Origin of the sequence: Paeniglutamicibacter sp. Y32M11 (assembly GCF_019285735.1) — a bacterium.
Lineage (GTDB): Bacteria > Actinomycetota > Actinomycetes > Actinomycetales > Micrococcaceae > Paeniglutamicibacter.
On record NZ_CP079107.1, the window covers coordinates 1,765,880 to 1,778,552 of the forward strand.

Here is a 12,673-nt window from a genome sequence, read left to right on the forward strand (position 1 = left end):
CGAGAACCGTCGATTTGCGCGGCGCCGAAAGATGGTGCTAAAGTCTAATCCGTTGCCACCGACAAGGTGAGCAAATGCGGGGATGTAGCTTAGTGGTAAAGCCTCAGTTTTCCAAACTGATGATGCGGGTTCGATTCCCGTCATCCCCTCCGCTAAAGAGTGTTTTGGTTTCCACGGAAACCAAAACACTCTTTTTCTTTGCCCCGGTGCCGGCGGTGGATCGGATGCTTTTGCGGCCCCGAATAGTGGCCGCAGCGGGAGCTCTTGACCCAAGCGGGAGCCCGAATTTGGTTTTCCGCGAAATGCTTGTATGGTTGTTCCGCGCCGTCGACGAATTCCAAACTTCTGGTCGACGGGCGATTAGTAGAAATATGTTTATTCCGCATAGACTGTTTCTGCACTAATCGGGGTGTAGCTCAGCTTGGCTAGAGCGCGCGCTTTGGGAGCGTGAGGTCGCAGGTTCGAATCCTGTCACCCCGACTCTGTATTCAACCCCGTAACGGAATCCGTTACGGGGTTGAAGTCCAGCTCAGACCAAACAACACACCAGGAGTACACCGCTGTGAAGAGCGCCGTCGAAACCCTCACCCCCACCCGGGTCAAGCTCACTGTTGAAGTTCCTTACGAGGAACTGAAGCCGCGTATCGCTGAGGCCTACAAGACCATCGCCAAGCAGATCCAGGTTCCCGGCTTCCGCGCCGGCAAGGTCCCGTCCCGCATGATTGATCAGCGCGTCGGCCGTGGCTACGTCCTGGAAACTGCCATCAACGAAGGCATGAACACCTACTACCAGCAGGCCGTCACCGAGAACGAAATCGTTCCGCTGTCGCGTCCCGAGGTAGAAATCACCGAGCAGCCCTCCGCTGAGGTTGCCGGCGAAGGCCAGCTGGCCTTCCAGGTCGAAATCGACATTCGCCCGAGCATCGAACTGCCTGACTACAAGGGCCTGGCAGTCACCGTTGAAGCCAGCGAAGCCGGCGACGCCGACATCGAAAAGGCACTAGATGACCTGCGCGGTCGCTTCGGCACGCTCAAGTCCATCGAGCGCCCGGCCGCCAACGATGACTTCATCACCTTGGACCTGACCGCTACGGTCGAGGGCGAAGAAGTCGATTCGGCCACCGGCCTGTCATACCAGGTTGGCGCGGGCACCATGCTTGAGGGCATGGACGAAGCCGTCACCGGTCTGTCCGCAGGCGAAGACGCTACGTTCGTCACCAAGCTGGCCGGCGGCGAGCACGCAGGTGCCGATGCACAGGTTACCGTCGTGGTGACCGCCGTCAAGGAGCGCGAGCTTCCCGAGGCCAACGACGACTTTGCACAGCTGGCGTCCGAATTCGACACCATGGCCGAACTGCGCGAATCTTTGGCTAAGGATGCGGCAGAGTCCAAGGTTGTTGAGCAGGGCGTTGCAGCTCGCGACCTGGTTCTCGAGCAGCTCTTGGCACTGGTTGAGGTTCCGGTTCCGGAATCCGTCATCGCCGAGCAGGTTGAGCAGCACTTCGAACAGGGCGCTCACAACGAGGGCGAAGAGCACGACACCGAAGAGCACCGCGCCGAGGTCAGCGAGAACACCGCCAAGGCCTTCAAGAACGAGATCGTTCTCGACGCAGTGGCCGAAGCAGAGAAGATTGGCGTTGCCCAGTCCGAACTGATCGACTACATCGTGCAGACCGCAGGTCAGTACGGCATGGACCCGAACCAGTTCGCGCAGATGCTCGACGGTGCCGGCCAGGTCCCGATGCTGGTTGGCGAAGTTCGCCGCCGCAAGGCACTTGCCAAGGTCCTGGAGCTGGCAGTTGTCACCGACAGCAACGGCAACGTTGTGGATCTCTCCGACTTCGTTCGCCCGGGCGACGAAGCAGAGAACGCCTCCTCGGCGTCGTCCGCTTCCTCGGCCTCATCAGCCTCATCGGCTTCGGCAGCATCCGCTAAGTAGTGCGGCGCCGCTGACGCGGCAAGAGTTTCCCAGCGTGGAGTCACCTGTAAAAGGTGGCTCCACGCTTCTTTTATCTGAGCTTTTAAGCCTACGGCGATGGCATCAGCCCCGACCATGCGCCGACAGCGAACAGTTGGACTTAGGCCCCCAAATCCGCTGGCCAAGGCAGTAATGTTCAAGGAAGTAAAGAGCCAGTGGCCCGACGGACAGAACATCGGGTCACGGCATCACGGAGAGGTATCAGAACATGTCCAGTGACTCCCGCACTCCCACGATGGCTTCGGTAGATCCGGCCGCACGTGAGGACTACATCTACAATCGTCTCCTCAAGGAGCGCATCATTTGGTTGGGCACCGAGGTGAGCGATGCTAACGCAAACGCCATCTGCTCCCAGCTTTTGCTGCTCTCCGCAGAGGACCCGGACAAGGACATCTGGCTGTACATCAACTCACCGGGTGGTTCCATCACCGCCGGTATGGCGATCTACGACACCATGAACTACATCCCTAACGATGTCGTCACCGTCGCCACCGGTCTGGCCGCCTCGATGGGGCAGTTCCTGCTCTCCTCGGGTACCCCGGGTAAGCGTTACGCCACCCCGAACGCCCGCATCCTGATGCACCAGCCGTCCGGCGGCATCGGCGGTACCGCCTCGGATATTCGTATTCAGGCAGAACTGATCCTGCACATGAAGAAGGTCATGAGCGAGCTGACCGCGGCCCAGACCGGCCAGACCCTTGAGACCATCCTCAAGGACAACGAGCGCGATAAGTGGTTCACCGCCACCGACGGACTCGCTTACGGCTTCTTTGACCACATCGCCCAGTCCGCCGGCATTGTTTCCGGTGGCGGCGGAGTCACGAAGTAACGCGACGGCACCCGGCAGACCTAACTGATTTCCCAGGAGTAACGATGAATTTCACCCCGCATGCCACCTCCGGCGAAATGCCGTCGGCGCGCTACATCCTTCCGCAGTTCGAGGAGCGTACCCCCTACGGGTTTAAGCGCCAGGACCCGTACGCGAAGCTTTTCGAAGACCGCATCATTTTCCTGGGCACCCAGGTTGATGACGCTTCGGCCGACGATGTCATGGCTCAGCTGCTGGTCCTCGAATCCATGGACCCCGAGCGCGACATCACCTTGTACATCAACTCACCCGGTGGCTCGTTCACCGCGATGACGGCGATCTACGACACGATGCAGTTTATTCGTCCAGAGATCCAGACCGTCTGCTTGGGTCAGGCCGCCAGCGCAGCAGCAGTATTGCTCGCCGGTGGTACCCCGGGCAAGCGCCTGGCGCTTCCCAACGCCCGTGTGCTGATCCACCAGCCGGCCATGGGTGGCGGCGAACGCGGTACCGCGAGCGATCTGCAGATCCAGGCCGAAGAGGTCATGCGCATGCGCGCCTGGCTGGAAAACACCCTGGCCGGGCACAGCAACAAGACCGCTGAGGAAGTCGGCAACGACATCGAACGCGATCTGTACATGACCGCCGAAGAAGCCAAGACATACGGCCTGATCGACGAGGTGCTTTCACCTCGTAAGATCAAGCCGCAGAGCACGATTACCCGCTAGAAATAGCGGCACACCGAACGGGCGGCCATCGCTGGAGGCGCGAAATATGCGCACCACGGGCCGCCCGTTCGCCCATTCTGTCCTAGCTCTGTCATAGAGTTAAGGCAGTTCAGCATTTCCGGTTCTTGTGGCCGGTCATACCGGTACCAGGCAAGGGGACCAATTCGATGGCACGCATGGGTGAAGGATCCGATCTGCTCAAGTGCTCCTTCTGCGGAAAGAGCCAAAAGCAGGTTCGCAAATTGATCGCCGGTCATGGGGTCTACATTTGCACCGAGTGCATCGAACTCTGCAACGAGATCATCGAAGAAGAGCTCGCCGAGGTGGAAGAGGGCGTCGCCTTCGAACTGCCCAAGCCCAAGGAGATCTTCGGTTCGCTGCAGGAATACGTCATCGGGCAAGAGGGCGCCAAGCGCTCCCTGGCGGTGGCCGTGTATAACCACTACAAGCGCATTCAGGGTGGAGCGGCGGCAAAGTCCGTTTCCACGATCAAGGAATCGGACAGCTTCGACGATGTTGAGGTAGCCAAGTCCAACATTCTGCTCATCGGTCCCACCGGTTGCGGCAAGACCTACCTGGCGCAGACGCTGGCCAGACGACTGAACGTTCCCTTCGCCGTGGCCGACGCGACCTCGCTGACCGAGGCGGGTTATGTGGGCGAGGACGTTGAAAACATTCTGCTGAAGCTCATTCAAGCGGCAGATTACGACGTCAAAAAGGCCGAACAGGGCATCATCTACATTGACGAGATCGACAAGATCTCACGTAAGTCCGAGAATCCCTCGATCACCCGTGACGTTTCCGGCGAGGGAGTGCAGCAGGCACTGCTCAAAATTCTCGAGGGCACCGTGGCGGCTGTGCCGCCGCAGGGCGGGCGCAAGCATCCGCACCAGGAATTCATCCAGTTAGACACCACCAACGTGCTGTTCATCGTCGCCGGCGCCTTTGCCGGACTCGAGGAGATCATCTCCTCGCGGGCGGGGCGCAAGGGTATCGGCTTTGGTGCTCCGCTTTCGGCACTGAAATCCGAGGTTGCCTCGTATTCCGATGTCCGCCCGGAGGACCTGCTGAAGTTCGGGCTGATCCCCGAGTTCATCGGTCGACTGCCGGTGATCACCACCGTGGAGAAGCTTGACCGCGAGGCCTTGATCCGGATCCTGTCCGAGCCCAAGAACGCCCTGATTAAGCAATACCAGAAGATGTTCCGCATGGACGGGGTGGAGCTGACCTTCGAACAGGGTGCCCTGGAAGCCATCGCCGATAAGGCTCTGGCCCGTGACACCGGTGCCCGCGGTCTACGCGCCATCCTTGAAGAGACGCTCAGCGCCACGATGTTCGAGATGCCGAGCCGCGAGGATGTTGCCGAGGTCGTGATCAGCGCCGACGTGGTGAACAACGGTGCGGAACCAGCATTAATCTCCGCACAGGTCGCCGATAAGCGTGGCAAGAAGTCCGCGTAACCCTTTTTGATTCAGCAGCATCCGGTGCTGTGCCGGTGGCTGCTGAGCCACATCAGCTTTCTCACCTCTTAAATAGAAGGAGCAGTACGTTGTCCGAGAAGACTCAGGTAGATTTTTGGTTTGACCCGACCTGCCCATTCGCCTGGGCCACCTCTCGCTGGGTGCTTGAGGTTAAAAAGGTTCGTGACATCGAGGTCGCGTGGCATGTCATGTCACTTTCGGTGCTCAATGATGGCCGCGCCGACTTGCCCGAGGAATACCGTGCCCGTGTGGCCCAGGGCTGGGGACCGGTTCGGGTACTGATCGCCGCAGCGCAGGCCCACGGAGATCAGGTACTGGGTGATTTGTACACCGCCATGGGTGAATTGCTGCACTACGAAAAGGTCAGCGATTACACCGAAGTCATCACCCGCGCACTGGCCACCGCCGGTCTGGAACCAGAACTGGCTCGGGCAGCAAACGTCACAGATTACGATGACGCGCTGCGCGCCAGCCACGAGACCGGCATTTCGAAGGTGGGCCAAGATGTTGGCACTCCCGTGCTTGCACTGAACGGCACGGCGTTCTTCGGCCCGGTCATCACCCGCGTACCAAGCGGTGAAGACGCCGGCAAGCTCTTTGACGCCGCAGTCACCTTGGCCTCGTTCCCGTACTTCTTTGAGATCAAGCGCAGCCGCACCGAAAGCCCGCAATTCGATGTTGAATCCAGCCAGAATGTGGTTGCCAGCAAGTAAGCGCAAAAGCGTGTCAATGGCTTAACCCGCCAACAAAGATGGTTTGGGGCCGGTGTGCAGAACAATAATTGCACCGGCCCCTTGCCGTACCCGGGACACGGGGCGTATAAAAGTTGTACGCATCACTACCGGAATGATGCGGAATAAAAACCGAATTCGCGGTGACGAACTACTGGAATCTCTTTTAGTTCGGCTGCAGCAGCGATGCAGCAAGACCCACGCAAAGAGGATTTTGTTCGGTTCTCAAGATCAACGCTGCACGAGAACCACCACCGAGTCGAAGCCCCTCCGACATTCATTTGTCAGCCGAAGGGGCTTCCCCTCTGTCCGGGACATTTTTGGATTCAGCACCGAACCGCTCCGGCCAAGCAACGACGAAGGGCGCCGCACCCATCTGTGGCGTGTACAAACACGCAGCAGATCGGTACGACGCCCTTCATGGTGTCCGTAGGGACACCGGCACGCCAATGATTAGGCCTGAACGGTGTCTTCCACCGGAGCCAGCACCACGTCGCTAACGCTCAGATCGCCATCGGCGGCGACCAGGGTCATGTCGCTGGCGTTACCGGCGGCCAACAAGTCACCCAGACCGGCGCGCAAGAGCTCCAGCGTCGACTCCGGTGCGGAAATCACACCGGAGAGAACAGCGGTGCGCTGCTTAACCTTCGCCTCGGACTTGGACTTGCGGATACCGGAGAGTGCCTCACCAACGATGGGCAACACCGCGGTGTTGGCACCCTCGATGGCACCGGCCAGGTGAGCGGAACCGGGCCATTCGGCGCGGTGAACCGAACCAGCACGCCACCAACCCCAGACCTCTTCGGTGGCGAAGGGCAGGAATGGGGCGAAGAGTCGCAGCACCGAATCCAGGGTCGTGGCCAAGGTAGCCAAGACGCTGGCCTGCTCCTGATCACCACGGGCACCGTAGGCACGATCCTTGATCAGTTCCACGTAGTCATCGGTGAACGACCAGAAGAACGACTCGGTGATATCCAGCGCGCGGGCATAGTCGTAGGCATCAAAGGCGCGGGTGGCGTCGTCGATGACCTGCGACAAGCGAGCGAGCAGGGACTTGTCCAGACCATTGGTGATGATCGAGGCATCCCCGGAAATGACGTTGGCCTCGGTAGCGCCGAGGTTCAACACGAACTTCGAAGCATTGAGGATCTTGATCGCCAGGCGGCGGCCGATCTTCATCTGGTTGATCTCGTACGCGGTGTCCGCGCCCAGCTTGGCGCTGGCGGCCCAGTAACGCACGGCATCGGAACCATAGTCGTTCAGCACGTCGGTGGGGACCACCACGTTGCCCTTGGACTTGGACATCTTCTTACGATCCGGATCCAGGATCCAGCCGGAGATCGCCGCGTGCTTCCACGGGGCCACATCGTGCAGCGCGTCGGCGCGCACGGCCGTCGAGAAGAGCCAGGTGCGGATGATGTCGTGACCCTGCGGGCGCAGGTCAAACGGGAAGACCTTGGCGAAGAAGTCCTCATCGCGGCTCCAACGACCAACAATCTGCGGGGTCAACGAGCTCGTGGCCCAGGTATCAAGCACGTCGGCATCCCCGGCGAAGCCGCCGGCAACATTGCGCTGTGCCTCGCTGAAGCCCGGTGCGGTATCCGCGGCCGGGTCAACCGGCAGCATCTCATCGGTGGGCAGGATCGGGTGCTCGTAGTCGGGTTCACCGGAGGCATCCAGTGGGTACCAGACCGGCACCGGCACGCCGAAGAAGCGCTGGCGGGAAACCAACCAGTCACCGTTGAGGCCGGAGATCCAGTTTTCATAGCGTGAGCGCATGAACGCCGGGTGGAACTCGATCTGCTCGCCACGCTTGATCAAGCGGGCGCGGCGTTCCTCGTCGCGTCCACCATTGCGGATGTACCACTGGCGTGAGGAAACAATTTCCAGGGGCTTGTCGCCCTTTTCGAAGAAGTTCACCGGGTGGGAGATCTTCTTCGGCTCGCCATCGAGCAGGTTGGCGGCAATCAGGAGATCAACAACGACCTCCTTGGCGGAGAACACGGTCTTACCGGCGATGGCTGCGTAGGCTTCGGCGCCGGCCTCGGTGGTGATCCACTCCGGGGTCTCGGCGATCACGCGGCCGTCGCGGCCGATGATGGCGCGGGTCGGCAGCTGCAGTTCACGCCACCAGATGACGTCGGTCAAATCGCCGAAGGTACACACCATCGCGATGCCCGAACCCTTGTCGGCCTTGGCCAACGGGTGTGGGTAAACGGTGACCGGTACATCAAAGAGCGGGGAGGTGACGGTCTTGCCGAAGAGCGGCTTGTAACGCTCATCGTCGGGGTTCGCTACCAGAGCTGCGCAGGCGGCCAACAGTTCGGGACGGGTGGTCTCGATGAAGATCTGCGTGCCATCTTCGGCGGTGAATGGGTAACGGTAGTACGCTCCGGGCATCTCGCGGTCTTCGAGCTCGGCCTGGGCCACGGCGGTGCGGAAGGTCACGTCCCACAAGGTGGGCGCCTCGGACATGTAAGCGTCGCCGGCGGCCAGGTTGGCCAGGAAGCCACGCTGCGAAACCGCGCGCGAGACATCGTCGATGGTGCGGTAGGTCAAATCCCAGTCAACGGACAGGCCCAGGGTGGAGAAGAGGTGCTCAAAGACCTTCTCGTCCTCCACCGCCAGCTCTTCACACAGCTCGATGAAGTTCTTGCGGCTCACGACATCCCAGTCGCGCTGGTTCTTCGCCGGAGTGGCCGGCGGGCGGTAACCCTCAACGTAGGCGTACGTTGGGTCGCAACGCACACCGTAGAAGTTCTGCACGCGACGCTCGGTGGGCAGACCATTGTCGTCCCAGCCCATCGGGTAGAACACGTTTTTACCGTTCATCCGCTGGTAGCGGGCCAGCACATCGGTCTGCGTGTAGGAGAACATGTGTCCCACGTGCAGGGATCCCGACGCCGTCGGTGGGGGAGTGTCGATCGAGTAGACCTGCTCGCGCGTGGTCTCGGTGTTGAATTTGTAGGTGCCTTGTTCGCGCCAGCGGGCGCCGAGGCGTTCCTCGAGGCCCTCAAGTACGGGCTTGTCGGGAACGGAAACGATGACGGGCGTGTCTGTGCCCAAGGTGTCTTCTGCCATGTTCCCCATTCTTCCACGAGGGCGGGCATTCCCCCCAGTTGACCCGGGTTGATGCCCGCCACAGCGACGGACGGTTCACCAGGGACTAAGGGGCGATCCAGATCGTTGTTTCCCCCGCAAGCTGCCCCGGGACCGGTGCGGTGGCACCGCTGCACACCACGATCTTGCTCTCATCCACGGAAGAGGGCAGATCAACAGGCGCAGCGCCAAAGTTGGTGAGCACCGCCCAGCCGTTGGGTCGTTGGTAATGTGCCAACGTGGCCTCGGAAGCCGAAATCCAGGACAGTTCCTCGTGCGTCTGCAACCGTCGGCGCCAGGTGAGGGCACTGCGGTAGAACTCCAGCGTGGAGCCGGGCACCGCCTCCTGGGCATCAACCGCGTGCTCGGCGAACCAGGCCGGCTGCGGTAACCAGGGCGCGGCACCAAAACCGAAGTGCGTGTCTCTGGCCTTCCACGGCAGCGGTACCCGGGTGCCATCACGGCCCTTAACGGTATTCCCGGTGCGGAACCATGTGGGATCCTGCAGGGCATCTGCCGGCAGATCGGCCACCTCAAAGAGGCCAAGCTCCTCACCCTGATAGAGGTACGCCGAACCGGGCAGACCCAACATGAACAGCGTTGCTGCCCGCGCCCGGCGCAATCCGCGCACCGGATCGCTGATTGGTTCACTGCCGCCGGAAAGCAGCCAGGCTTCCAATGCCGTGGCATCGGTGCCATCGGGAAGTGAATAACGCGAGGCATGACGGATGACGTCGTGGTTCGAGAAGACCCAGGTGGAGGACGCCCCGGAGGCTTGCGCCTCGGCCAGGCAGCGCGCCACGATGCTGCGGAATTCGGTGGCGTCAAAGGGAGCCTGGAGTAGGTCGAAGTTGAAGGCCTGGCCCAGGCCGGTGGGCTGGGCGTAACGTAGCCGGCGGTGGGTGAAAGGTACCCAGGCCTCGGCGACGGCAATGCGTGGCGGGTCATATTCGTTGAGCACCGAGCGCCAGCCGGCGTAGATTTCATGCACCTCGTCGCGGTCAAAGAGCACGTCGGTGCCGTCATCAACCAGGATCTCCAACGATGGCTTGGAACGCAGCGGCAGCGTCATGTCCTTGACCAGGGCATGGGCCACATCAACGCGGAAACCATCCACACCACGATCGGCCCAGAAGCGCAGCGTGGTCTGGAAGTCCTCGCGGACCTCGGGGTTATCCCAGTTCAGATCCGGTTGTTCGGAGGCGAAGAGGTGCAGGTACCACTGCCCCGGTGCCCCGGCATTTTCCCCGGTGGTTTCGTTAATGCGGGTCCAGGCCGATCCGCCAAAGTGTGATGGCCAGTCCGATGGTGGAAGCTCACCGTTTTCACCCAGCCCGTCGTGGAAGTGATAGCGGGCCCGCTCGGGGGAGCCCGGGGCGGCGGCCAAGGCGGCGGTGAACCATTCATGACGGTTGGAGGAGTGGTTGGGAACTACATCGGCGATGACCCTGATGTTTGCCGCATGAGCCGCTGCAACCATGGCATCAAAGTCCGAAAGGGTTCCCAGCCGTGGGTCAACGTTGCGGTAGTCATCCACGTCGTACCCGCCATCGGCCAACGCCGAGGGATAAAACGGGGAGAGCCAGATCGCGTCGATGCCCAGCTCCTGGAGATAGCCCATGCGCGATGTCACGCCCGGCAAATCGCCCAGTCCGTCGCCCGTGGCATCGGCAAAGCTGCGTGGGTAGATCTGGTAGACGGCCGCTTGGCGCCACCAATGGGCATCGGGCGCGGATTTCGAAACATGCTCATTCATTATGTGATGGTTCCTCTCATGACACCGGAAATAACCCAGCGTTGGGCGAATACATAGACCAGCGGCCGTGGGGCCATCGCCATGAGATAGGAGCCGAAGGCGCTAGCTCGTGACGGGGAAGCGTGAACTTCCCGCGATGGTGGGACCCTGCTGCCACCCAGAACGTTCCCGCAAGACGACGCCCAAGCTGGCGGCTTCCTTGGTTCCTCCGGGGTCACACTACGGACGGTGCGGTACAAGGAGGGGCCGTCGCGGTCGTTAATTATTTTTACGTCAAAACTAATGCATGTGTCAAGGGCCACAGAGGTCGAGGAATTGCTGCGCTTTGTCACTGCTCAAGCGATTTTATGGCGGCCTGGTTCGATGTTAAGGTTCGGTGTGAAATAAACTAACCGCATGTCACCGCGATCCATGGCGAGTAGCCACCCGATCACTACCCGCAGCCAGCCCCAGCCCCCGGGCCGGGGAGCCGACGCGGGGTTAGCCCTGAGCGACCCGGAACTAGAGGTGGCCCGGGCGATTCTGATCCACGGACCTAGCTCTCGCGGATCTCTTTCCCAGCGGCTAAAGCTCAGTGCCGCCAGCTTAACCCGGCTGAGTAAGCCATTGCTGGACGCTGGAATCGTGGGAGAAGGCGACCTGGTCCTCGACGGTAGTGTGGGGCGCCCGGTTCGTTTGCTCGATATCCGCCAAGACGCCGGCTTCTTCGTCGGCATCAAAATCACCGGAACGATGGCGCAAGGGGTACTGACCGACCTGCGAGCTCACACGCTGGCCAGCGCCGAACATGAGCTGGGGACGCACGAGGTGGCGCAGGTGGTGGAGACGCTGGTGCAGCTCATCAACGACCTCCGCGAGCAGACTGGTCGGGAAATATCCGGGGTAGGCATCTGCATCGGCGGCCAGATCTCCGAGGGAACACTCATCGCCCGCGCTCCGTTCCTGGGCTGGCGCGACGTGCCGTTGGGCGAACTACTTCACCAGCGCATGGGGTTACCGGTGCTGGTCGAAAACGACGTGACAGCACTGGTTGCCGCCGAACAGTGGTTTGGTGTGGGACGCGAAGTCGCCAATTTTGCCGTGGTCACCATTGGAGCCGGTGTCGGGTACGGATTGGCCATTCACCGTCAGGTGGTGCGCGGCCGCGACGCGGGGTTGGGCCTGGGGGGACATTTCCCCCTTGATCCCAACGGGCCGGTGTGTCGGGAGGGGCACCGGGGATGTTCCACCGCCATGCTCACGATCCCCAGCATCTGTGCGCAGATCTCCACCGCACTGCTGCGTGAGATCGACTATGCCCAGGCCCTCGAGCTGGCCGAGCAGGGCAACAAGGTGGCCAGCTCGGTGCTGCGGGCCGCGGCGGTGGCGCTCGGACGGTTCCTTGCCGCCGCCGCAAATCTGACCATGGTTAATGTGGTGGTCCTAGGTGGGGAAGGCATCGAACTTTTCACCAGGTTCGAGGCCACGGTACGCGCGGCGCTGTCCGCCGACCGTGATCCCGAGGCTCTAGACGTCCGGATTGCCGTCTTAGATGGCGAGTTCGATTTATGGGCACGAGGTGCCGCGGCCGTCGCCATTCAAAAGTACGCCTTCATCTAGCACCGCCACCTCGGCCGAGGCAGCCCTCAAGATGCTGGATCGCCCGTGATGCTGGAACATTGCTCCACCGCGACTTAAGGTTGCGCCATGGGTACCTTTCGCTTGCTGCGCGCGTATGAACCGGCCGATGGGGGTTATCGGATCCTGATTGACCGACTCTGGCCACGGGGACTGAGCAAGGAGCGTGCGGCGCTGGATGATTGGGCCAAGGACGTGGCCCCGTCGACCGAGTTGCGCGTGGCCTTCAGCCATAAGGCCGAGCACTTTGCCGAGTTCACCGATCACTACCGCCACGAACTGGAGGTCGGATCCGCCGCGGCAGGGGCCCGCCGCTTGCTGGAAATCGCCGATCAGCAGCCGGATGTGGTGCTGCTCTACGCGGCCCGCGACATCGTGCACAACCACGCCACGGTGCTGCTCGACTTCCTTCGTGAGGCCCAAGGTGAGGCCGACGACACGATGGGGAACCCCGGTACGGCAGACTAAGGCACAG

9 protein-coding genes, 2 tRNA genes and 1 pseudogene are annotated in these 12,673 nt (G+C 61.4%); 9 read left to right on the forward strand and 3 right to left on the reverse strand.

The genetic code is table 11. The annotated features are described in order from the left end of the window. Positions 1–78: 78 nt before the first annotated feature. The 7 genes from KUF55_RS07765 (at position 79) to KUF55_RS07795 (ending at position 5,708) form a co-directional block, all read left to right on the forward strand. Positions 79–149 (forward strand) — tRNA-Gly (locus KUF55_RS07765). 256 nt (positions 150–405) lie between these two features. Next, positions 406–480: transfer RNA gene (locus KUF55_RS07770), tRNA-Pro, on the forward strand. Between the two features lie 82 nt (positions 481–562). Continuing rightward, positions 563–1,939, forward strand: a complete 1,377-nt coding sequence (gene tig, locus KUF55_RS07775; RefSeq protein ID WP_132363459.1) for a trigger factor — start codon at positions 563–565, stop codon at positions 1,937–1,939. Positions 1,940–2,213: 274 nt separating this feature from the next. Next, positions 2,214–2,807, forward strand: a complete 594-nt coding sequence (locus KUF55_RS07780) for an ATP-dependent Clp protease proteolytic subunit (RefSeq protein ID WP_132363970.1) — start codon at positions 2,214–2,216, stop codon at positions 2,805–2,807. Positions 2,808–2,851: 44 nt separating this feature from the next. Next, positions 2,852–3,514: an ATP-dependent Clp protease proteolytic subunit gene (locus tag KUF55_RS07785; protein WP_132363461.1), complete on the forward strand. Its 663-nt coding sequence runs from the start codon at positions 2,852–2,854 to the stop codon at positions 3,512–3,514. A gap of 167 nt (positions 3,515–3,681) precedes the next feature. Further along, entirely contained in the window at positions 3,682–4,974 is a 1,293-nt protein-coding gene (gene clpX, locus KUF55_RS07790) for an ATP-dependent Clp protease ATP-binding subunit ClpX (RefSeq protein WP_132363463.1), read from the forward strand. An 89-nt stretch (positions 4,975–5,063) separates the two neighbouring features. Further along, a complete protein-coding gene (locus KUF55_RS07795; RefSeq protein ID WP_218818496.1) occupies positions 5,064–5,708 on the forward strand; it encodes a disulfide bond formation protein DsbA in 645 nt (214 codons plus the stop codon). 471 nt (positions 5,709–6,179) lie between these two features. Here KUF55_RS07795 and valS read toward each other — a convergent pair whose 3' ends face one another. The 3 genes and pseudogenes from valS to KUF55_RS18705 form a co-directional block, all read right to left on the reverse strand. After that, positions 6,180–8,807, reverse strand: a complete 2,628-nt coding sequence (gene valS / locus KUF55_RS07800; protein WP_218818497.1) for a valine--tRNA ligase — start codon at positions 8,805–8,807, stop codon at positions 6,180–6,182. Between the two features lie 85 nt (positions 8,808–8,892). After that, positions 8,893–10,581, reverse strand: coding sequence for a glycoside hydrolase family 13 protein (locus KUF55_RS07805; RefSeq protein WP_218818498.1), 1,689 nt, complete (start codon positions 10,579–10,581; stop codon positions 8,893–8,895). After that, positions 10,581–10,682, reverse strand: a pseudogene (locus tag KUF55_RS18705) (carbohydrate ABC transporter permease); the annotation flags it as partial. The gene KUF55_RS07805 and the pseudogene KUF55_RS18705, both read right to left, overlap by 1 nt. Before the next feature lie 295 nt (positions 10,683–10,977). Here KUF55_RS18705 and KUF55_RS07810 point away from each other — a divergent pair. Together KUF55_RS07810 and KUF55_RS07815 are read left to right on the forward strand one after the other, a co-directional pair. Further along, positions 10,978–12,180: an ROK family transcriptional regulator gene (locus KUF55_RS07810; RefSeq protein ID WP_255557373.1), complete on the forward strand. Its 1,203-nt coding sequence runs from the start codon at positions 10,978–10,980 to the stop codon at positions 12,178–12,180. 87 nt (positions 12,181–12,267) lie between these two features. Next, entirely contained in the window at positions 12,268–12,666 is a 399-nt protein-coding gene (locus KUF55_RS07815) for a DUF488 domain-containing protein (protein WP_218818499.1), read from the forward strand. Positions 12,667–12,673: the final 7 nt, after the last annotated feature.